We start from the raw sequence: 22792 nt of genomic DNA on the forward strand, positions 1-22792 counted from the left end.
TTTATGTCCATTTTAGCCCTTACCATCCAAAACTATCTTATACTGCTTGGTAGCTTTCTTTAAATTTTCAGATAAGGTTTTTAACCAAATAAGTTGATTGGATATTAGATAGGCTTCTTGTAATTGGTTTAAGGTATCCGTATCTATTTCCGTATTGCCATCTTGGATATCTTTATCCCGTAAGCACGATAAGTTCTGATAGGCTCTTAATAAGGATTCTTCCGCACGGATTACCGACTTTTTATCTAGGCTATTTTCGGGAACAGTACCTTCTAACACTTTGCAGGACTGATGTAGATTATCTACAATATGTAATAATACGTCATCAAACTCTTCAGATGCTTTTGTGGTATTATGATTTAGAATAAAACTACCAATGGAGGCAATAGCGGAAACCATGGTTTGGTTTAAGGTTACTAAATTATAAATTAACTGAAATTCCTTTTGCTTTGATTTTGGGTCTTGTGTTAACCTTTGGAATGCGGCATTCAGATTGCTAATGGCTAAAAACACTTCTTTTCTAGCAATTTTATAGGCTAGCTGATTTTCATTTTTTTCATGGTATAAATCTTTAGTGGCTAATAAGTAAACTTTGTTTTTTTGAATGGTGCTTAACAATACATCTTTTAAATTATTGCTTTCCCAACATGGCCATAAAAAATAGTTTGCAATGACAGCAATACCCGCGCCAATAATGGTGTCAATTATTCGGTATTGAATAACTTCAAACGTATTCGGATTCATTAATGAATACACAAAAATGATATTAATAGTCAGGAATGCAGCTCCCGATTTATAGTTTTGCTGAATTAAAGCAAATGTTAGGGTTAATGATATAATAGCTAACACACCATACACCATAATGTTTTGGGTTATTAATACAATACCAATGGCAAAGGCAGAACCTATTAACGTGCCTATAATACGATCTTTGGAGCGCTCTTTCGTTAAACCGTAATTGGGTCTCATAATCACAATTATGGTTAATAGAATCCAATAGGTATTATGAATATTAAAAACTGTTCCTAAAATAAAGGCAAATACTATAGCTACTGTAAAACGAAGGGCGTGACTAAATAATGTTGAATTGAAGCTTAAGTTTTGGAGAATAACATTAAAACGATATTCTTGAAGCGTTAAGAATTGCTTGACATCTTGGCGCTTTAAAGATACTTTAGAAGCATGTTGTACGTTTGCCATGACACGCCTAATGGATCGTATTTCTTCCAGTAAAAGCTCTTGATAATCGTAATGATTCCGCAAAAGAAGTGAACCTTCTAGAGCCTTTGGAAGTTTAACATCGTTAACATAATCTGTAATAGCTTGACGTGCATTTGCAAGTGCTTTTAATAAATTATCTCTATTGGGTAGCTCATCATTCTGAATTAATAATTCTGACAACTTAATCAGGTGGTTGCCCATTACGGTATTCAGTTTTTTAGCAGCTTTAAGATGCTTTTTATTATTGCCAAACAATCTATCTAATTCATTGTAATCTAAATGCTTGGCCTCAATGAGTTCAAATATATTTACAGATGATATAAAGATTAACACCTGTTTTTCATCGTAATGCGAACGACCAGATCGTTTTCTTCCTGTAAAAAGAACTTCTCTTAAGGTTTCGTGTTTCTCATTAATTTGTGTTTGAAGTACGAAGGTCTTCTGAATAAGCTCTTCACGTTTGCTACTTTTAGTTAATAGCCGTGCGCGTAGTTTTAAATAGTCGCCAATAAGTAAAAGCGTGTCTGATAGGAGTTGGTTTTCTTCTTTTTTGGGTGCTAATTTTTGAAATAGAAAGGACACCAGTAAATACCAAAATCCACCAATTCCCATGAGTCCAATATGTATGAAAATTTCTTGTGCTGTTTTTTTCTCAATTGCAAATGCCAGTACCATAGCAAGTAATCCAGAGAAAGACACCAAGGAAGCGCGGAATCCATAGATCGAAATAAAAGATACAACAAAGGATATAACGGCTAGGGCTACAACTAAAAGTGGGAGGTATGGTTTTAGAAACAAAATGACAGCTGTAATTAGCATGGTTAAACCAATACTAATTAATATGGCATTTACTTTTCGTTTTATACTGCCAGCAATATCACCTGGTGCATTTAAAAAAGCACCAATTACTATGGCAGGCGCAAATTCAAAATAGCCTATAAAATTAAATGCTATTAGAGGAATTAAAACAGCAAAAGTAATTTTGAGTCCTCGGTAAAAATCGGAGCCTTTTAAAAATAGCTCTATGTTTGTTAGGAATTTTTTCAATATTATAATGTCTTAAGAGCAAAGGTACTTTAATTATAGTAGGGTGTTTTTAATTTTATATAGATTATGTGAAAATTGAAAACACTATAAGTAATCCTGAAAGGTATCTATTTGCTGAAAATACTGAAAAACACCGCCAGTTTAACTGACGTTTTGAATAGGGTAATCTATAAAAATAATTTTCAAATCAGTAATTTAATATATATTAGGTGTAACATTTAATCCTGTTTCACGTCCTATTAATACATCAATCTATAAACAATAATCATCATGAGAGAAGATAATCAATTATTAGTATTAACGCATTTAAGTCAACTACTAACGTACATTACTGGTTTTGGCGGACTCATTGTACCTCTTATTATTTGGTTAACCCAAAAAGATAAGGTTTTCAAAATGGACGAGCATGGAAAGAAAATAGTCAACTTTCAAATCAGCATGTTTATTTATGCTATTTTAAGTATTCCAGCCATTATACTTATAGGGTTAGGCTTTTTAATGCTTATTGTAATTGGTGTTATTGCTTTTGTATTCCCTATAATAAATGCGATTAAAGCTAGTAATGGTGAAGTAACTAATTATCCGCTTTCCATTACGTTTATAAAGTAAATATATATATATATAGAGAGATATTTATAATAAATTTATAAAAAAATGCTCACCAATCGGAGAGCATTTTTAATATAGTATATTCCTTCTTCCGAAGGTTTTTTTAGTTATTCAACATAACAGGCATTACTAACATAGTAACTTGTTCACCTTCATCTAAACCATCTACAGGTGTTAAAATACCTGCGCGATTAGGTAAGCTCATTTCTAATTGCACGTCGTCGCTCGTTAGGTTGTTTAACATTTCTGTTAAGAAACGTGAATTAAAACCAATTTGCATATCGTCACCTTGATAATCGCAGGTTAAACGCTCTTCTGCCTTGTTTGAGTAATCTATATCTTCTGCTGAAATATTTAATTCTGCACCAGCAATTTTTAAACGAATTTGGTGCGTTGTTTTATTTGAGAAAATACTCACACGACGAACCGAGTTTAAAAACTGATTTCTATTTATAACAAGTTTGTTTGGATTCTCCTTTGGGATTACCGCTTCATAGTTTGGATATTTTCCATCAATTAATCGGCAAATTAACTCTACGTTTTCAAAGGTGAATTTCGCATTCGAATCGTTGTATTCAATCGTGACATCGTCATCACTTGCGGCTAAAATACCCTTTAATAAATTTAAAGGTTTTTTAGGCATGATAAATTCTGTGACTTCAGACGCTTGCACATCGGCACGTGAATATTTTACCAATTTGTGTGCATCGGTAGCTACAAAGGTTAAGCCTTCGGTAGAAAACTGGAAAAACACACCACTCATTACAGGACGTAAATCATCATTTCCTGCAGCAAAAATAGTTTTGTTGATAGCCGTTGCTAAAATGTCACCATTTAAGGTTGTGGCTGTAGCATCCTCTAGAGTTACTGGTTTAGGAAACTCGGCACCATCAGCATATGCTAATGCATATTTACCGTGATTTGAGCTAATTTCAATTGTATTATTTTCTTCAACCACAAAAGTTAAAGGTTGCTCTGGAAAGGTTTTTAATGTATCTAACAATAGTCTTGCAGGTACTGCAACGCTACCACTATTATCACTTTCCACTTCTAATTTAGAAGACATGGTTGTTTCTAAATCACTCGCAGAAATAATAAGTTCTGATTGGTTTAATTCGAATAAAAAATTATCTAAAATAGGTAAGGTGTTCGAACTATTAATAACACCACCAAGAACTTGTAATTGTTTCAGTAAATAGGTACTTGATACTATAAATTTCATCTATGTAAAATACGTTTATGAGTTCAATAAGTTAATCATACAAATATATCCTAAACCGATTAATATAGGAAACAAACTTATTAACAAATCATTCCCATAAAAAAGGGAATCTCATCCAGATATTATAGGCTTATCTCGCGTATTTTCGTTTCCTGAGAAAGTTGAATAATAATCCGAAAACCGCTAAAAACACTAGCGGTAAGACCATATTAATAATTTGCCATTTGGTTTTTTCGTCCGCTACTTTTTGATAGTCTAAAAAAGCCAAAGAAATATCTTTAGATCGAATGTTTATAAGTCCACTATCGTCTAACAGGTAATTTACGGCATTCAGTAAAAAATCCTTGTTACCATATTCTTGTCCTGTCCAACGATCAAAACCTAATTCCAGAGGCCCATTTCTTCCTACATCATTTTTAATGACATCACCATCTGCAATCACAATCATTTTAGTTGGAATACTGGTGTTTTTAATATCAGCAACATGAAATGGTTTCACGCGATTATGGTAAACGGATGTAAAATCCCCTTCTAATAAAACGGCCAAATTTTGAGGGCCATTTACATACTTATTTGGGTCTGGCTCTTCGTTTGTCATAGCTAAGCTCACTTCACGAGGTGTGCCATCAATTTTGGTAAGTATGGAACTTTGTAATAATACTGTTTTTTGAATATCGTTTTTCAGCGTGTCAATTTGATTGGCAAAATTAAATTTTATCAAGTTCAAATTATTAACAATGGGATGCTTGGAGGTGGCCGTCACCAAGGGTGAATAAAACCATGGTAGTTGTTGAAATTGCGATTGGCTGCCGTCTCCAGTTGCCAAGGTAATAGGCGCGGAGTAGAGATCGTTTATTAATACTGGATTGATGCGGACTCCGTATTTGAAAAAGAAATCGGTTAAATTCAAATCGCGAGCAACCGCAATATTTTTTCCTTCCGCATTAAACAAACTATCCTGTTCAATTACCACTCTATCCAACAGCCACAGACTTTTTCCACCCGACATGGTAAATTGATCCAATACCAATTTTTCAGCTTCTGTAAAGGCCTCTGTTGGTTTGGCTGAAATAATTAAATCGTAAGATTTTAAATCGTCCAACGTTTTTTGTGGTGTGCTTTGAACGCTATCTAAAGTAAAGGCTGCTATATAATAATAGTCTTTTATAGTTTTTGCAAAATCGAAAATTTGCGCATCCTTCAACTGATTATTTCCTTTAAGAATTGCAATTTTACGACGTTTTGGATTCACCAGCTTGCTTAAACCATCTGCAAATGCATACTCTAAATGCTGAATGGAATTACTAGCTAATTCTTGCACATCAGCGCCAATTTTATTTTTAATTAAAGGAATTTTAATAGTTACTTCATTATAACTTGCCAAAGCCCATGGAAAAATAACTTCTTGACTGGATTTCCCTGCATCTTGAACGGTAACTTGCATTGGTTTTAAACCACGCTCATTTAAGGCCTGAATACTCTGTTCGCGCGTTTTATCATCTTCTAGTGGGTTGATAAAATTGAAATAAATTTGACTGTTTTCCGATTTAAATTCTTCTAAAAGTTGACGTGTTTCCGTTTGTAAACGTCTGAATTCTGAAGGGAGATTAGAACCATCTAAAAAAACATCAATAATAATAGGCGATTCCACCGATTCTATAATGCTTCGAGAAGCTTGACTTAAGGTGTAGCGTTGGTCTTTAGTTAAATCAAAACGCTCATAAAAATTATGTGTAAAAATATTCAATACAAGTAAGCCTAAAGGAAGTAGTACAAGTGTGGTCAATTCTTTTTTGTGAAATGGTTGGGTGGTTATAAACCGAACTGTAAAAACCAAAAACACTAAAATGATACTTATAAAGTACAGTAAATCGCGTGTATCAATAACACCACGACTAATGCTTTTATAGTGGGCACTCATACCGAGTTGGTCAATAAAACTACTAGAAACAAAATCGGCAATACCTTCTAAACCAATATAAAAGAAGAAACACAAGAATACAGCAGATATAAAAGCTACTATTTGATTGTCTGTTAAACTAGAAGCAAACACACCAATTGCCGTGTAAGCCGCAGCCAGAAATAATAAACCTATATAGGAACCAAACGTACTTCCAAAATCAATATTTCCTACTGGGTTTCCTAATTGGTACACCGTATATACATAGAGTAGCGTAGGAAGTAAGGCTAGGATAATAAGTATAAAAGCGCCTAAATATTTTCCTAAAACAATTTTAAATAAGCTGATGGGTTTGGTGACTAATAGTTCTAAAGTGCCTTGTTTTTTTTCGTCTGAAAAACTCCGCATGGTAACCGCAGGAATTAAAAACAACAGAATCCAAGGTGCTAATAAAAAGAAGCTAGACAAATCAGCAAAGCCATTATCAAGGATGTTAAATTCCCCTATAAAAAGCCATAAAAATAAACCGTTTAAAATGAGAAAAATGGCAATCACTAAATAGCCAATCGAGGAGGCGAAGAAGGCATTTATTTCTTTTTTAAGGATTGCAAACATGTTTTTTTAGGTATTAGGTATTAGGTATTAGGTATTAGTTGATAGCGGTGCGTAAAATAAAAGAAATTTTTTTGTATTGTCATAAAAAAACAAATTCACTATTCACTATTCACTATTCACTATTCACTATTCAAGCGATTCCAGCTTATCAACACTCCAAGCTTCAGGTTTCATATTAAACATGGGTTTGGTTACAGACCATATGCTTTTAAATAATTGAGATTGCCTGTAATTTTCTAAATCGTTTTCACTTTTCCAATAACTATACGTAAAAAACACATGGGTATTGTTTTTATCGCGATATAATTCTAAAAACTGGCATCCTTCAAAATCTCGAATAGCCTGTTTGTTTTTATGGAAATTTTCTAGAAAGGTATCAATATGTTTCGGTTCAAAGCCCAATTTCACAATACGTACAAACATATTTTATTCTTTTAAAAAATTAACGGAAATAGTATCCATAAGTTCTAAACCTAACAATGATGAGGCGCTACCGGTGGTATTTGGATTGCTCTTGTAAACGGCAATTTCTAGGTAACTAGAGGAATTAAAAACCACCATTCTATGACCTTCAATATTCCGTGTTTCGGGCGCTTTACTAAAATCTACCACATCACTATATTTGTTATAAATTTTATTGAAAGTTTTGTTTCTCGCGGAAATTTCAAACGAACGACCCAATTGCACTTTTTCAAAAAAGTTACGTTTAATATTAGTTATCACATTCCCGTAATTGTCAATATAAATAATATGACCAATTATCTGCGTGCGTTCATCATTAACAAACGGAATGATATTTTTTATAGGTTTTATCGTGTTAATTACCTTTCCAATTACTTCCAGCGTACCACCTCGAGCAATATGGCAGGCTACTTTTACAAACACATCTAAAACCGGAAAACTGGTTATAATAGCGTCATGGATATTAATTTCTACAATTTTCTCGGGTGCTATTTCGGCACAAATCATACTCATAATACCATTGTTGGCACAAATAAAATAATGACCATCTAATTTTACGGCTATATGTTTATTCTCTTCATTTAATTCTGAATCCACACCTATAATATGAATGGTGCCTTTCGGGAAACTACTAAAAGCGTTTAATATAATATAAGCTGCCTCAGGAATACTAAAAGGCGAAATGGAATGTGAGATATCAACAATTTTTACATCAGGTAATTCGCTATAAATAGCACCTTTGGTTGCGCCTGCAAAGTGATCTCTCTCCCCAAAGTCAGTTGTTAATGTAATGATTGCCATTTAGAATTGTTGATATTTTTTTAACCCAACACGAAATTAAAATGTGTATTTTTGTTTAAACACAAAACTAATAAAACTAAATAGATTAATTTAATTAAATCGCCTAGCTTTTGAACGAAATCATAATCGAACTTGAAGACGTATCACCAAAGGATTTTTTTGGTGCACAAAACGTTAATATAGAACTCCTTAAAAAGTATTATCCAAAACTAAAAATTGTTGCCAGAGGTAATAAAATCAAAGCCTATGGTGATGAAGATTTACTGGAAGAATTTGATAAACGCTTTAATATGCTCATGGAGCATTATATGAAATACAATAAGATAGACGAAAATGTTATTGAACGCGTTTTAACCAGCGATAGTAAAGCGGATTATGAGACTAGCGCTAAAAGTGGCGAAGTGATTGTTCATGGTGTTAACGGCCGATTAATTAAAGCCCAAACAGCCAATCAGCGTAAATTGGTAGAAAGCATGCGTAAAAACGATATGGTTTTTGCTATTGGTCCAGCTGGAACAGGAAAAACATACACCGGTGTGGCTTTAGCGGTTCGTGCCTTAAAAAATAAAGAAGTTAAACGGATTATTTTAACACGTCCAGCGGTTGAGGCTGGTGAAAATTTGGGGTTTCTTCCTGGCGATTTAAAGGAAAAATTAGATCCCTACATGCAACCTTTGTATGATGCCTTACGCGATATGATTGCGCCTGAAAAATTAGCGCATTATATTGAAAACGGCACCATTCAAATTGCACCTTTAGCTTTTATGCGTGGACGAACTTTGGATCATGCATTTGTTATTTTAGACGAAGGTCAGAACACCACACATGCCCAAATGAAAATGTTTTTAACACGTATGGGTAAAGATGCCAAGTTCTTATTAACAGGAGATCCTGGACAAATAGATTTACCAAGACGCACCATTTCCGGACTAAAAGAAGCCTTGCTCATTTTGAAAAACGTAGAAGGTGTGGGGATGATATTTTTAGATGATAAGGATGTTATTCGCCATAAATTGGTAAAAAAAGTTATTGAAGCCTATAAAAGTATTGAGAACGTGGACTAATACCCACAAACTAATTTTTTTACTTATAAAAGCCGGTTTTCTAACTGGCTTTTTTATTGTGGTGTTTCACGCTGGTAGTCAGGTGTTTGAAGTGGTTTTCAATGGTGATTTCCTATAATTCTATAAACATAGCCTTGAATGCTGTAAGATAATTCTCTGTTTATTGTCCAACTTTGTACTCTAATCAAAAAAGAGACAAAATGAAAAAATTATTTTTAGTAGCATTATTATTTGGATTTAGTCCAATGTTTGCACAGGATGACAATGTAGATTTAACACCAGATAACTCTTGGTTAAAAGTTGGCTTAACAGCTGGTATTCCTGTAGGGGATGCAAGTGATGTTTCCGATTTTACAGTAGGGGCAGACATTAGAGGACAATATTTGTTTAACCCAAATGTTGCCATAGGTTTTGCATCTGGTTACACCCATTATTTTGCAAATGACGACTTCGAGGACTTTGGTGTTATTCCAGCTGCCGCCTTTTTTAGATATTACTTTACACCAGACGGTTTATTTTTTGGTGCTGATGTAGGTTACGGTTTTTTAGCCAATATAGATAATAATGATGGTGGCTTGTATCTTAACCCACAAGTTGGTTACCATAACCGCGATTGGAATTTTTACGCCTATTACCAAAATACCTTTGCAGAAAACGATTTAAATTTATCAAATGTTGGAGTTGGTGTAACGTACAACATCCGATTCAATTAATATAAATATATCAACAGCTGATAAAAGGGAGAACAAATAGTTCTCCCTTTTTACATTTAGATTTGTTTGACATTAAGAAACAATTTACTTTTACCAAACAAACAACAACCAACTTTAAATGAATACAATTACGGATACTAATTTTAATTTTCCCGGACAAAAAAGCCTTTATAAAGGTAAAGTACGAGAAGTTTATAATATAAACAATGAGCAGCTCGTTATGGTTGCAACAGATAGGTTAAGCGCTTTTGATGTGGTGATGCCCAAAGGAATTCCATATAAAGGACAAATTCTGAATCAGATTGCGACAAAAATGATGAAAGCCACGGAAGATGTGGTTCCAAACTGGCTTATAGCTACTCCAGATCCAAACGTAGCGGTTGGCCATTTATGTACGCCTTTTAAAGTAGAAATGGTAATTCGTGGATATATGTCCGGTCATGCAGCTCGTGAATATAAGGCAGGAAAACGCATACTGTGTGGTGTAACTTTGCCAGAAGGTATGAAAGAAAACGATAAATTTCCAAACCCAATTATTACACCGGCTACCAAAGCAGATATGGGAGATCATGATGAAGACATTTCCCGTGAAGACATTCTGAAAAAAGGTATTGTTTCTGAAGCGGATTATCGTGTTTTAGAAGATTACACCCGCAAATTATTTCAGCGTGGTTCCGAAATAGCCGCTTCTAGAGGACTTATTTTAGTAGACACCAAATATGAATTTGGAAAAACACAAGATGGACACATTGTTTTGATTGATGAAATCCACACCCCAGATTCCTCTCGTTATTTTTATGCAGATGGTTATCAAGAGCGTCAAAATAGAGGCGAAGCTCAAAAGCAATTGTCCAAAGAGTTTGTCCGTCAGTGGCTTATTGCCAATAATTTTCAAGGATTAGAAGGACAAACTGTTCCGGACATGAGTGATGCATACATCCAATCTGTTAGCGAACGCTATATTGAATTGTATGAAAACATTACTGGCGAAGCCTTTGTAAAAGGTGATGTAACGGATATTCAGAATCGTATTAAAACGAATGTGGAAGCCTATTTGAATAATTAATTTAGAATATTGTTTACAAAAAAAAAACCTTGCTTTAAAAGCAAGGTTTTTTTTGTAGGTAAAAATTGTTGTTTACTTTTTAATGAATTTATAAGATTTTCCATTTTTAAACCTTAACAAGTATATTCCGTTAGCTAGGTTTTTAATATTTATGCTTTCGTTATCAGAAACTTCGCCTTTTTTAAGTTGAAAACCAACAATATTGTAAATTGCATAGGCTTCTGTATTATTTAAGCCAAGCACTTTAATAAAATCGCTTGAAGGATTCGGGTAGATTTTAAATTCTTGATCTAAATTAAAGGTGTTTACGCTTAAGGTGCTACTCTGTACATCTCCGGTTAAGGTTGTAATTGGAATAGGACAAAAACCTGCATCTTGCCATGTGCCCAATGTTAAATCTGGTGGATTTGGAACTGAAGGCGTTGTATTGAAATATAAAACAGCTGTTGTATAATCAGGTGAATTTATAGGGCCATCATTATCTAATTGTACTTCCCATCTCGATGCATTGATATTCCAGATAATTCGTATTTCACAGACACCAGCTGGGCAGCTGGTTGTAAAATTACTTGGTGTACTCTCGTAGGTGTTTCTGATGGTTCCAGCGTCAGAGGTTGTTCCAGTGGCGGAGAGTTCAAAATTCTGATTTCCCAAAGCGTCATTAGTGCAGCCTTGAAAGGTAATTTGTGCATTCATGCCATAAGCGCAGGATAATAACAATAAAAGTGTTAGGTAAATTTTTGTCATAATAATAGATTAGGGGTTTAATAATTAAAATTAGTAGGTGTATTTATTAACTTCAAGTTATACTTTAAAGCAGGTGTAAAATACGAGTATAATTATTTTTATTACAAATTTTAAGGCCTCTAAATAAGGAGAAAATTTTAACGAAATGCATTTTCTTCTAAAATAATTTCATGTTGATAATAAACAAAAAAGAGTCATCAAGTTTTTGGTTACTTTAAAGGCTTTTTATCAGGTTATTAATCCATCAAAACCTTTTCAACAACCGATTTTCCTGAATAAAAATCTGTGCCATAAAATAGAACATAATCGGCTTTAGCATTAATAGAAAACAAGCCAGCTTTAAGTTGAATAAACATTTTTTCTAAAAATATTTTACGATTATTAACTGTAACAAATATTTTGGCGCCTTCATTTTTGGTAACTAAAAGATGAAAAAGTAATTTGTTAGATGCGGCAAGGCGAAACGTGAATAAATTGGGTTGAGAATCTACGCGAATTAATCCATAAGCTCGACTTTTCTGCAAGGTTGTCAGTGGCCTTTTTATACCATTTTCAGTATAAATAATGCGGTACTCATTAATAGGTTCTAATTGATTAATAACCTTGCCATTTAAATTAACATCATAGACATAAGTATTGTGGTTGTTACTATGCTGAATATAAAACAGTCTAGTTTCTGTCTTTTCTGGTTCTGGATATCCAGCTTGCGCTAAACTGATAAAACAGCTAAAACATATGATATACAGTGTAAAAAATAAATTTCATTTTAATTAATTTTTAATCTGGGCCGTTAATAAAAGAAAGCTTTTGTTTTCTTTAAAAAATGCGCAAAAATATTCTAATTATTGAACTCCAAAGTTAACTTTTAATAAATAGAATCCGAAGAAACAAGCCGCGAGAATGGTTTAAACTTTTAAAAACACCCAAAAATTGTAATGACTTTGTTACATTTATGACTACAAATAAATTTATGGAACAACTCAATCAATACATTTCTGATTTCGCCTCGTTTGCTTGGGGTTTGCCATTACTTATTTTGCTTATTGGAGGCGGATTGTACTTATTAATTCTATCCAGATTCTTACCCTTTCGGTTTTTTGGCCATGCCATTAACGTGTTGCGTGGTAAATATAATAACCCAGACGATCCAGGTGAAATTACACATTTTCAAGCTTTAACAACCGCTTTATCTTCTACCATTGGTATGGGGAATATTGCAGGAGTAGCCGTTGCCATTTCCATTGGTGGACCAGGAGCCGTTTTTTGGATGTGGGTGAGTGCCATAATTGGGATGTCTACTAAATTCTTTACATCTACCTTAGCCATTATGTATCGTGGTAGAGATAGTGCTGGCGATTTACAAGGTGGTCCTATGTATTTTATTACTGAAGGTTTAGGCAAATCATGGAAACCATTGGCTATGTTTTTTAGTGTATGTGGCTTGGTTGGCGCCTTACCGGTTTTTAATGTGAATCAGTTAACCCAAGCTATTAATGATATTTTATTGCGTCCCAATGGCGTGGAAGTTGGTTTTACTTCTAATCTAACTGTTGCTATTGTTTTAGTAATTATTACCTCAATTGTTATTTTAGGAGGGTTGAATAGGATTAGTAAAACGGCTTCCAAACTCGTACCTTCTATGGTATTACTATATTTTGTTTCGGTGGTTATTATTCTCATAGTAAATTTTGAGGACGTACCTAAATATTTTAGCCTCATATTCACCGATGCATTTAGTGCTAGCTTTTATAAAGGCGACACCTTTTTAGGTGGTGTTATAGGTGGTTTAATGTTATTAGGTATTCGTCGTGGTGCGTTTTCTAATGAGGCGGGAATTGGTACAGCACCTATGGCTCATGGCGCAACAAAAACTTCGGAACCAGTCCGTGAAGGTTTAGTGGCTATGTTGGGACCAGCTATTGACACCTTGGTGGTTTGTACCTTAACAGCTCTAGCTATTTTGGTAACCGGAGTTTGGCAAACAACGGATGCTAATGGTGTGAGTTTAACAGCGTCTGCATTTGGAAATGCCATGCCAGGATTTGGTAAATACTTGCTATTAATTTGTATTGCCGTTTTTAGTATTTCATCCCTATTCTCCTATTCCTATTATGGTAGTAAATGTTTGTCGTTTTTAATTGGAGCCGATAAAAAACACTATTATAACTACATGTATATCGTGAGTATTATTTTAGGAGCAACCACGTCTTTAAGTATGATGATTAATTTAATTGATGGCTTTTTTGCTCTCATGGCTTTTCCAACTATGTTTACAACGCTTATGCTAGCACCTCGCGTGGTTAAAGAAATAAAAGCTTATAAACTTCGGACTTTTAATGCATAGAAAAAGCTGTCTGAAGGTTTAGATAATTCTCGTCAATCTGAATTGGTTTCAGTTTGACAATTTATAGTATCTTTTTTCAGACAGCCTTTTAAATTAACACGAATAAGAATTTTTAATCTTTTTTCAATAAGATTTTTTCATTGGTAAATTGGAAGGCTTCATCTAGAAACGCCATCATTAATGGCCAATCGGCATGGTCTTCATAATTGTTTTTATATTGTTTTTTAGAAGTGATAATTAACTGATTACCCGACATTGATGCGGTACTGATAAAAGCGCCTGTTTTGTTATCAACCGATTTGTTTAGTTTATCCAAACCAGATACGGAATACCCTTCAGGAATATTAAGTGTTATGTTGTAATTATAACTTCGTGGATAGTTCATGTGCACATTTTCAGTTCGTTTGCGTTCTTCATCAGATAAATCCACCTGACCACCAATTAATTTACCAACTTCTAAAATGTAATTAGGCCCTGCTTTTTTAATGAGTGCATCTGAAACCGTGAAGTTTTCATCATAAGTGAAGTATTTATCAAATCCATAACGCCCTGTTTCTTTAATAGTATAAGTATAATCTGAAACCTCTGTAATATCTAATTCAGCTTCTATATTTTTCTTTAAACTTTCAGATTGTTTCTCACGAAGTTTTTCAACTAACGCGGCAAGTTCTTTTCTGGTTTTTTCGCGTGTTTTTTTATTTCTTATTTTATCCATAAAAGGTTCTGTTCCATACTTTTGGTAATCCTCATCAACGTAATCTTTAAAAATAAGCTTGTCATATTGATGATCTGCTTTTTCGTAACCCTTGTATTTGTTAACACCTTGATACGTAAACCCTGAAATATCATCGTTTAATGTAATTGTAATGTCCTTCAAGGATTCATTTTCTTTATAGGTTGATTGTGGTAATTTTCCGGTTGCAATTTGATCCAATCGTTTTCTGCTTGCCGATAATTTATACACATCGGTACCTTCTAATAAATGATGAAATTGATTGGCATCCGAATGAATTTTTAAAGCCTCTAAATAAACTGGTGTTTCTGTGTTGACTTTGATAATAACGTTGGTGTTTCGCTCGAGAAGCAAATCATTTAAAGATCCATCATAGCGTTTTTTACCCACGATAACGTCATAATCATAATCAGATTCATATAAAAAAGCCATAAAATGCCGTATAAACGATTTCTCATTTGAAAATAAATACGGAACCGTTCTTGTAGTAATAAATGGTGAGGCCAGAATATTCGCTTCACCAACAATAATACCTTCTACATATTGTGTTAGAAAATGATGGCGGGCAAAATAGTAAACAGCTATTATCTTTTCGCGCTCGCTTGCAAAGTCGTTTTCTTTTACAAAACGCTCCATAGAACCTAAATCCCCATAAGGTGTATATTTCTCATAAAAGTCTAAAACCTCTTCCTCTGTAACCGTTTTTTTAATGATTTCCTCTTTCTCTGGTAAAAAAGCCAAGGCACGATCTTCAAATTTTCCAGATCTAGCAAAATACACTTGAAATTTATAACATGGCAATTCTACTAAAGGGTAAAACCAACGCTCATATTTATGCTTATCTATATCCTTTTCAATCAATTCATACCGCCTCATATTACTCTTTTCGGTTGGAATTTCTTTCAGTTCGGGCGCGCCATTATAGGAGTTGAAATTTATAAAAAAGTCATTTTCCGTTTCAAAATATAGCTTGTAATCCATTATGGGATATTCCTCACTTAATGTTTGCTCCACAGGATTAAAACCAAATGCCTCAATAGATTTAAACGGTTCAACGCTATAATAGAAATAGTCAATTATATCACCAATTTCCAAATTAGCCATTGCTACTTTAGTTTCACCATCAACTTCTACGGCTTCTTTTTCAATATCAATAATGGTTTCAGTACCATCTGGCTTTATAATTTTAATACCTACAATAACATTAGATGGATTGTAAACATAAACGCCTTTTGAGGAGTTGAATCGTTTTTGATAAGTGAAGGTTGAAAATTCAGTAACAGATGCTTGATCTAATAGCTTAATCCGTTTGCGAATGGACGATTTGTATTCCACACGTTTACCAAACTTATGAAAATCATAATTTTCATTCTTATAGATAATTACAGCCGATTCATTTTCCCATTTTTCAGGAATATCAACCGCGTTTTTAAAGGTGTCATTTTCTCCCCAAAAAAATGTTTGAGCTTCTATTTCTAGTTTAGATTGACCAAAAAACAGGGTTGTGCACGCAAATGTGCATAATAGGAGTAATTTAATTTTCATGTGTTTTTTTATTGTTTGGTTAAGGTGATTTGTTCGTTATAAACAGAATTAAGGTTTTTTATAAAATCATTCCATTCATTAAAACCGTCCTTTTTAATAACGCTTTCCGTGATTTCAAAATCCTTTTTATAAATAATGGTAGTATCCGTTTGGGTAAAGGATGCTTTTAAGTTGTAATTGTCATTGGAAATAGCAATATCCTTTGGAAGGCTTCCAATTTTGTAACCATCTGGAATTTTTAACGTCGTTGTGGATTCTAAATGTTTTTTATAATCGAAAACATAATCGGTTTTGCGCTTTTCAAAATTATAACCTGATAATTCTTTCTCTAAATCCAAGTCAATATACATGGTATCATCGAAGGATGAAACCGCATTATTTATCGTAATGTTGTAATGGATATTTATAGGTATTTCTCTATCGGTTAAATTAGATGTTATAATATCCGTTACTTTAATATTCGAATCGCCTCCATCCAAATACCACATTAAAAAGGTGTCTTTTTTGTCGGTTTGTAGCTGACTTAAGTACTGTAATAATCCCGAGCGACTTTCGCCATTATAGGTTTTTGAAACCGTTCCATTTAGTTGTTCGTTTTCAAGGGATAAATTATAATTAATGGTTTCTTTATTAAAATTGGCTGCTGTTTTTGGTACGATGTTTAAAATGAATTCATCCCCATTTTCAATTAATACTTGCTTGCCTTGAATTCTATTTGCGTATTCCTTGTAGGCGTTGAATTTTTCGGTTCCATCTAAATATGTTGGTTCTCCATTTGTATAAATAGTACAAATCATGTGGTTGTCTACAGATAGGCTAGGCGTTGAATAATCGTAAGCAATTCGGTTGGTGCCAATCCATGTTAAGCGTGCGTCAAAACCAGCTTCAATTAGCATTTGTTTGGTCAGGTTTGCCATCCCTTTACAGTCGCCATACCGTTTTTTGAAAACTTGCGACGCTTCATCAGGTTTAAAGCCTGCAATTCCATCCACAAAGGCGATGTAGCGAATATTATCTTGAACCCAATAATAAATATTTTTTATTTTTTCTTCGTCAGTTGCTGCATCTTGGGTTAATTCAACCACTTTGGCTTGTAATTCCGTATTGTCATTTTCTAAACTATTCACCAGTGTTTTATACCAATTATATAAATCTTGCGTGGATTCAAAGATGTTTGTTTTTACGGCATCTATAGTAAATGATTTTGCTAAAATTAAAATATGCGGATAAATGTAGGATGGTCCAGGCGCACTACTATCATCAAACATAGCGGGTACGTTTTCTATTGTAAATGTATGGATATTACCATCAAAATCTTCATTGGTTTTTATTGATTTTTGAATTGGAAAGCCATTAAAATTCATTTCTTTTAATTCTAAATCTAACCAATTTGGAATAGCTACAGTAAACGTTTTTTTTACAGCTGGATAATCATCATTAAAATATAAACTGGTAAAGTATTTAATGTCCTTATAACGCTTAACAGTTTCAATTTGATACCTGTAGCCTTTAAGAGGAAAATCTATATTTGTATATTTTACGCGGGCATCATTGTGAAACAAATCATCACTTTTCATGGCTTCATCTTTAATGTAAAAATCAGCATCACGATCCGTTTTATATTTTATTTCAAAGGATTCAATTTCCGATTCGCTATTATAAAAACTATACACTTGAATGTCTGCTCGAGAATCTAAACTGATGAGTTTTTTGGTAATAGTTTCTAGGACCTCGATTTTTTCTGTTTTTTTGTTGTACTCAAATGAAATATGATAATGCTCACTTTCCGAAGCAACGTGATCATCTGGATATGTTTCTTTTAGCGTTTCGGCAAGTTGAATTTCTTTAGGCGTTGGCTCTGTCTTTCTTTGTGCAAATGAAACTATGGTAAACGTAAAAACGAGTAGGAGCGTGAGGTTGTTTTTCAAGTTATTAGGAAGTTTAGATTGCTAATATAAAAATTAATGCAAAAAATCTACGCACTTTTTTTGACAACGTTTTTCTTTGATTGTTTTCGGCTTTGTCCTATCTTTTCATCATAATTATAATTTATATGAGTAACTACCATATTAAACATTTAGAAGAGTACTATCAAATTTATAGAAAATCCATTCGTGAGCCCGAGAATTTCTGGGAGGAAATTGCTGAAGAGCATTTTTTATGGCGAAAAAAATGGGACAAGGTTTTAAGTTGGGATTTTTCAAAACCCGAAATAAAATGGTTTGAAGGTGCCGAACTAAATATCACAGAAAACTGTTTAGATAGGCATTTAGCAACGCGTGGTGACAAAACCGCTATTTTATTTGAACCGAATAATCCGGAGGAACCAGCGGAACATATTACATATCAACAATTATATGAACGCGTAAACCAAATGGCAAATGTGCTCAAAGATCAAGGCATTCAAAAAGGCGATCGCGTATGTATTTATGTGCCTATGATTCCGGAATTGGCGATTGCCATTTTAGCTTGTGCTAGAATTGGTGCTATTCATTCTGTAGTATTTGCTGGTTTTTCGTCAAAAGCCGTATCTACACGAATTAATGATTCGGATTGCAAGTTAGTTATTACGGCCGATGGCTCGTATCGCGGAGCTAAAACCATCGACTTAAAAGGTATAGTGGATGAAGCATTAGAAAACTGCGATGGTGTAAAATCCGTTTTAGTGGTAAAACGCATACATTCCGAAATTAGCATGAAAGCCGGTCGCGATTTTTGGTTGCAACCTCTACTTGATAACGCATCTAAAGCCGGACAGGCAGAAATTATGAAAGCCGAAGATCCACTATTTATTCTATATACGTCTGGTTCTACGGGTAAACCGAAAGGCATGGTACATACCACTGCTGGTTACATGGTTTATACGGCGTACACGTTTAAAAATGTATTTCAATATAAGGAGGATGATGTGTACTGGTGTACCGCAGATATTGGCTGGATTACAGGCCATAGCTACATAGTTTACGGTCCGCTTTGTAATGGAGCAACAACAGTTATGTTTGAAGGCGTACCGAGTTATCCCAATTTCGGGCGCTTTTGGGATATTATTCAGAAGCATAAAATCAATCAGTTATATACAGCGCCCACAGCTATTCGTGCTTTGGCAAAACAAGGAACGGAGTTAATAGAGCAGTATGATTTATCATCTTTAAAAGTTTTAGGTTCCGTAGGCGAACCTATTAATGAAGAAGCGTGGCATTGGTATAATGATAATGTTGGAAAACGAAAAAGTCCAATTATTGATTCCTGGTGGCAAACCGAAACAGGTGGTATCATGATTACACCACTTCCGTATGTTACGCCAACCAAACCAACTTATGCAACTTTACCATTTATAGGTGTGCAACCGTGCATTATGGATGAAAACGGAGAGGAACTAAAAGGCAATCAAGTGGATGGCAGATTGTGTATTAAGTTTCCGTGGCCAAGTATAGCCCGAACTATTTGGGGAGATCATCAACGTTATAAAGACACGTATTTTTCCACCTATAAAAACATGTATTTTACGGGCGATGGTGCACTTCGTGATGAAGTTGGTTACTACCGAATTACAGGTCGTGTGGACGATGTCATTATTGTATCGGGGCACAATTTAGGAACGGCGCCTATTGAAGATGCTATTAATGAACACCCAGCAGTTTCTGAATCTGCCATCGTTGGATTTCCGCATGATATAAAAGGAAATGCGCTGTATGGTTATGTGACGTTGAAGGAATCTGGCGAAAGTCGGGATCATACTAATTTACGAAACGAAATTAACCAAATTATTACCGAACATATAGGACCCATTGCCAAACTGGATAAAATTCAGTTTACAGAATCTTTACCTAAAACACGCTCGGGGAAAATTATGCGACGTATTTTAAGGAAAATTGCAGAAAAGGATACCTCTAATTTGGGTGATATTAGTACCTTATTGAATCCAGAATGTGTACAAGATATTATTGATGAGGCGCTTTAATTTGTAACATTTTACATTCTATATAAAATCTTTAGAATTAAATCCTGCCAATCAAAATGCCATAGACGTTCTTAAAACCTTGGATATTGATGTCAGCGAAGTCGTACCTGATATGCAGGTTTCAGAAGCCGTTTTAAACACCTATTTGGGAAAATATCAACTGGCGCCAGGTTTTATTATAACTGTAACGCGAGAAGGTGCGCAGCTTTTAGCACAGGCCACAGGACAGCCGCAGTTTCAATTGTTTCCTGCGGCAACCCATAAATTTTATCTAAAAGTTGTGGATGCGCAAGTTACTTTTCATGTAACTAATGAAGGTGTTGTGGAAAGTTTAACACTTCATCAAAACGGACAAGATGTTCCAGGGAGTAAAATTGAATAACGGGTAAATTTATTTTTAAAGCGCACATAGAACATGGGCTTTTAGAGGTTAGCCTCTTTTACTTAACATGTGTCCAATATTTGGCCAAAAAATCAAAATTAAAAAAAAAGCGTTGCCATAATGGCAACGCTTTTAGTTTATAAACTAATCTCAATTTGATTTTTCAATATATCATCAAAAGTTTCACGATTTCTAATCAGTTTCGCTTCTTTATTATGCCATAAAATTTCGGCTGGTCGGTAACGTGAATTGTAGTTTGACGCCATAGAATAGCAATAGGCTCCAGCGTTTTTAAAGGCCAGTACGTCCCCTTCCGTAATTTCATTTATTCGTCTGTTGTTTGCAAACGTATCCGTTTCACATATGTAACCCACAACAGAATAAAAACGTTCTCGTCCTTTTGAGTTTGAAAGATTTACAATGTCATGTTGGGCTCCATAAAGCATTGGTCTTATAAAATGATTGAAACCCGAATCAACTTGCGCAAAAACGGTAGAGGTGGTTTGTTTTACCACGTTCACTTTGGTTAAAAAGTAACCTGCTTCACTCACTAAAAATTTCCCTGGCTCAAAGGCTAGCGTTAAATCTTTACCGTATTCTTTACAAAACTCATTAAACCGTTTGGTTAATTTTTTTCCAAACTCTTCAATATCTGTTTCAATATCGCCTGGTTTGTAAGGTACTTTAAAACCTGAACCAAAATCTATAAAATCTAAATTTTTAAAATTTTTGGCTGTTTCAAATAAAATTTCACTTGCATATAAAAACACATCAATATCTAAAATATCACTGCCTGTGTGCATATGAATTCCATTTATAGTCATGTTGGTGTTTTTCACAATGCGCAAAATATGAGGAATTTGATGAATTGATATACCAAATTTACTATCTATATGACCTACTGAAATATTGGTGTTTCCGCCAGCCATAACATGCGGATTAATACGTATACATACAGGAATATTCGGATGTTTTGTTCCAAATTGTTCTAAAATAGAAAGATTATCAATATTAATTTGGACACCTATTTCAGCTGCTTTTTCAATTTCAATCAGCGATACTCCATTAGGTGTATAGATTATTTGTTCTGGTAAAAATCCAGCTTTTAAGCCTAGTTGTACTTCCTGGATAGAAACTGTATCTAGTCCAGAACCTAATGATTTCATTAATTTTAGTATGGAAATATTAGATAATGCTTTAACGGCATAGTTTACTTTCACCTGTTTCACCTTATTAAATGCTGCATTTAAGCGTTTATATTGCGATGCAATTTTTTCAGCATCGTAAACATAAATAGGACTACCATAATCCCTAGCAATTTCTAATAAAGTGTTTGTTTCCATTGTACTATTTTAAGGTTAAAAAAGCGGTAAAGGTAAGAAAATATTTGACTTACAAGTTGGATTAGGCTAGATGTAATTTATGTACTACAATAGTTGTGAATTTAAAAATTTAATCATTTCAGCGGATTTTAATAGTCAGTTCCCTAACTTTACGAAATACAGACTAACTAAAATGACACAATGGAAATTAAACTAGCAGTGCTAATTGATGGCGACAATATACCATCCGCTTACGTAAAAGAAATGATGGAAGAAATTGCCAAATATGGTAACCCAACAATTAAACGTATTTACGGCGATTGGACCAAACCACATTTAGCAAAATGGAAAAACATGCTACTTGAAAATGCCATTACACCTATTCAACAATACGGATATACAACGGGGAAAAATGCAACCGATAGCGCCATGATTATTGACGCTATGGATATTTTATACAGTGAAAAAGTTAACGGTTTCTGTTTGGTTTCTAGTGATAGTGATTTTACGCGACTAGCCACCAGACTGCGTGAAGCTGGCATGAAGGTATATGGTATTGGAGAAAAGAAAACACCTAAACCATTTATTGTTGCTTGTGATAAGTTTATTTACATTGAAATTTTAAAACAAGCTTCTAGTGATTCCGATTCGGACACGGATCCCGAAGACAAAAAGAAATCTTCAAAAGATTCCTACGACAAAATTACACCAAAAGTTATTCGGTTAATCGCCCAAACTATTGAAGATTTAGCTGATGATGATGGTTGGGCCTTTTTAGGTGATGTTGGAAGTTTATTGCAGAAAAAACAACCCAACTTTGATTCTCGTAACTACGGTTTTGCTAAACTAACACCATTAATTAACTCCATTGATGCTTTTGATATTGATAAGCGTGAAAGCGGAAATGGTCGTTTTAAATTGGTGTATGTTCGGATTGATGAAAAGAAACCGAAAAAACATACACGTCGTAAAAGAACCGATTAAATTTAACAATTTTCATATCATAGGTTAAAATTCGCGTAACCTTAAACTTGATAA

Annotated in this window: 18 protein-coding genes; 8 read left to right on the forward strand and 10 right to left on the reverse strand. The window is 34.1% G+C overall.

Annotation, left to right across the window (positions count from 1 at the left end; translation table 11 throughout):
• Positions 1–12 precede the first annotated feature (12 nt).
• Positions 13–2268, reverse strand: a complete 2256-nt coding sequence (locus tag GMA17_RS03065) for an FUSC family membrane protein (RefSeq protein ID WP_248399020.1) — start codon at positions 2266–2268, stop codon at positions 13–15.
• Between the two features lie 270 nt (positions 2269–2538).
• On the opposite strand from GMA17_RS03065, the gene GMA17_RS03070 reads away from it, so the two are divergent.
• Positions 2539–2877 carry a DUF4870 domain-containing protein gene (locus GMA17_RS03070; RefSeq protein WP_248399022.1) on the forward strand — a complete coding sequence of 113 codons (339 nt, stop codon included), beginning with the start codon at positions 2539–2541 and terminating at the stop codon, positions 2875–2877.
• A gap of 103 nt (positions 2878–2980) precedes the next feature.
• Here GMA17_RS03070 and dnaN read toward each other — a convergent pair whose 3' ends face one another.
• From dnaN to GMA17_RS03090, 4 genes are all read right to left on the reverse strand, one after another.
• On the reverse strand, positions 2981–4099 hold the full coding sequence (gene dnaN, locus GMA17_RS03075) for a DNA polymerase III subunit beta (protein ID WP_248399024.1): 1119 nt from the start codon (positions 4097–4099) through the stop codon (positions 2981–2983).
• Between the two features lie 130 nt (positions 4100–4229).
• Positions 4230–6614, reverse strand: coding sequence for a gliding motility-associated ABC transporter substrate-binding protein GldG (gene gldG, locus GMA17_RS03080; RefSeq protein ID WP_248399026.1), 2385 nt, complete (start codon positions 6612–6614; stop codon positions 4230–4232).
• 126 nt (positions 6615–6740) lie between these two features.
• Positions 6741–7037, reverse strand: coding sequence for a putative quinol monooxygenase (locus tag GMA17_RS03085; RefSeq protein ID WP_248399028.1), 297 nt, complete (start codon positions 7035–7037; stop codon positions 6741–6743).
• A gap of 3 nt (positions 7038–7040) precedes the next feature.
• Positions 7041–7877, reverse strand: a complete 837-nt coding sequence (locus GMA17_RS03090) for an S-adenosyl-l-methionine hydroxide adenosyltransferase family protein (protein WP_248399030.1) — start codon at positions 7875–7877, stop codon at positions 7041–7043.
• Between the two features lie 110 nt (positions 7878–7987).
• Here GMA17_RS03090 and GMA17_RS03095 point away from each other — a divergent pair, with 110 nt between their 5' ends.
• The 3 genes from GMA17_RS03095 (at position 7988) to GMA17_RS03105 (ending at position 10720) form a co-directional block, all read left to right on the forward strand.
• Complete coding sequence (locus tag GMA17_RS03095) at positions 7988–8941, forward strand: PhoH family protein (RefSeq protein WP_248399032.1); 954 nt, start codon at positions 7988–7990, stop codon at positions 8939–8941.
• Positions 8942–9141: 200 nt separating this feature from the next.
• Positions 9142–9654, forward strand: a complete 513-nt coding sequence (locus GMA17_RS03100; RefSeq protein WP_248399034.1) for a hypothetical protein — start codon at positions 9142–9144, stop codon at positions 9652–9654.
• Between the two features lie 118 nt (positions 9655–9772).
• Entirely contained in the window at positions 9773–10720 is a 948-nt protein-coding gene (locus tag GMA17_RS03105) for a phosphoribosylaminoimidazolesuccinocarboxamide synthase (RefSeq protein ID WP_248399036.1), read from the forward strand.
• Positions 10721–10792: 72 nt separating this feature from the next.
• Here GMA17_RS03105 and GMA17_RS03110 read toward each other — a convergent pair whose 3' ends face one another.
• On the reverse strand, positions 10793–11467 hold the full coding sequence (locus tag GMA17_RS03110) for a T9SS type A sorting domain-containing protein (protein ID WP_248399038.1): 675 nt from the start codon (positions 11465–11467) through the stop codon (positions 10793–10795).
• Positions 11468–11703: 236 nt separating this feature from the next.
• Positions 11704–12213, reverse strand: a complete 510-nt coding sequence (locus GMA17_RS03115; RefSeq protein ID WP_371922429.1) for a DUF4833 domain-containing protein — start codon at positions 12211–12213, stop codon at positions 11704–11706.
• 224 nt (positions 12214–12437) lie between these two features.
• Here GMA17_RS03115 and GMA17_RS03120 point away from each other — a divergent pair, with 224 nt between their 5' ends.
• Complete coding sequence (locus tag GMA17_RS03120) at positions 12438–13811, forward strand: sodium:alanine symporter family protein (protein ID WP_248400611.1); 1374 nt, start codon at positions 12438–12440, stop codon at positions 13809–13811.
• Between the two features lie 112 nt (positions 13812–13923).
• Here the strand turns inward: GMA17_RS03120 and GMA17_RS03125 are convergent, their stop codons facing one another.
• Complete coding sequence (locus tag GMA17_RS03125; RefSeq protein ID WP_248399040.1) at positions 13924–16089, reverse strand: hypothetical protein; 2166 nt, start codon at positions 16087–16089, stop codon at positions 13924–13926.
• Positions 16090–16097: 8 nt separating this feature from the next.
• A complete protein-coding gene (locus tag GMA17_RS03130; RefSeq protein ID WP_248399042.1) occupies positions 16098–18017 on the reverse strand; it encodes a DUF3857 domain-containing protein in 1920 nt (639 codons plus the stop codon).
• A 125-nt stretch (positions 18018–18142) separates the two neighbouring features.
• Here GMA17_RS03130 and acs point away from each other — a divergent pair, with 125 nt between their 5' ends.
• Positions 18143–20050 carry an acetate--CoA ligase gene (gene acs, locus GMA17_RS03135; protein WP_248399044.1) on the forward strand — a complete coding sequence of 636 codons (1908 nt, stop codon included), beginning with the start codon at positions 18143–18145 and terminating at the stop codon, positions 20048–20050.
• A gap of 79 nt (positions 20051–20129) precedes the next feature.
• Positions 20130–20432, forward strand: coding sequence for a DUF3471 domain-containing protein (locus GMA17_RS03140; protein WP_248399046.1), 303 nt, complete (start codon positions 20130–20132; stop codon positions 20430–20432).
• A gap of 137 nt (positions 20433–20569) precedes the next feature.
• Here the strand turns inward: GMA17_RS03140 and lysA are convergent, their stop codons facing one another.
• Complete coding sequence (lysA, locus tag GMA17_RS03145; RefSeq protein ID WP_248399048.1) at positions 20570–21775, reverse strand: diaminopimelate decarboxylase; 1206 nt, start codon at positions 21773–21775, stop codon at positions 20570–20572.
• 180 nt (positions 21776–21955) lie between these two features.
• Between lysA and GMA17_RS03150 the strand changes: the two genes are divergently transcribed.
• Complete coding sequence (locus GMA17_RS03150) at positions 21956–22738, forward strand: NYN domain-containing protein (RefSeq protein ID WP_248399050.1); 783 nt, start codon at positions 21956–21958, stop codon at positions 22736–22738.
• Positions 22739–22792: the final 54 nt, after the last annotated feature.

It is taken from the genome of Bizionia sp. M204 (assembly GCF_023205095.1).
GTDB lineage: Bacteria > Bacteroidota > Bacteroidia > Flavobacteriales > Flavobacteriaceae > Algorimicrobium > Algorimicrobium hallyeonense.

Coding starts and splice junctions, on each gene's coding strand:
- GMA17_RS03110 (WP_248399038.1), bottom strand. CDS start 11,467: ATGACAAAAATTTACCTAACACTTTTATTGTTATTATCCTGCGCTTAT.
- GMA17_RS03070 (WP_248399022.1), top strand. CDS start 2,539: ATGAGAGAAGATAATCAATTATTAGTATTAACGCATTTAAGTCAACTA.
- GMA17_RS03125 (WP_248399040.1), bottom strand. CDS start 16,089: ATGAAAATTAAATTACTCCTATTATGCACATTTGCGTGCACAACCCTG.
- GMA17_RS03150 (WP_248399050.1), top strand. CDS start 21,956: ATGGAAATTAAACTAGCAGTGCTAATTGATGGCGACAATATACCATCC.
- lysA (WP_248399048.1), bottom strand. CDS start 21,775: ATGGAAACAAACACTTTATTAGAAATTGCTAGGGATTATGGTAGTCCT.
- acs (WP_248399044.1), top strand. CDS start 18,143: ATGAGTAACTACCATATTAAACATTTAGAAGAGTACTATCAAATTTAT.
- GMA17_RS03105 (WP_248399036.1), top strand. CDS start 9,773: ATGAATACAATTACGGATACTAATTTTAATTTTCCCGGACAAAAAAGC.
- GMA17_RS03085 (WP_248399028.1), bottom strand. CDS start 7,037: ATGTTTGTACGTATTGTGAAATTGGGCTTTGAACCGAAACATATTGAT.
- GMA17_RS03090 (WP_248399030.1), bottom strand. CDS start 7,877: ATGGCAATCATTACATTAACAACTGACTTTGGGGAGAGAGATCACTTT.
- GMA17_RS03100 (WP_248399034.1), top strand. CDS start 9,142: ATGAAAAAATTATTTTTAGTAGCATTATTATTTGGATTTAGTCCAATG.
- GMA17_RS03120 (WP_248400611.1), top strand. CDS start 12,438: ATGGAACAACTCAATCAATACATTTCTGATTTCGCCTCGTTTGCTTGG.
- dnaN (WP_248399024.1), bottom strand. CDS start 4,099: ATGAAATTTATAGTATCAAGTACCTATTTACTGAAACAATTACAAGTT.
- gldG (WP_248399026.1), bottom strand. CDS start 6,614: ATGTTTGCAATCCTTAAAAAAGAAATAAATGCCTTCTTCGCCTCCTCG.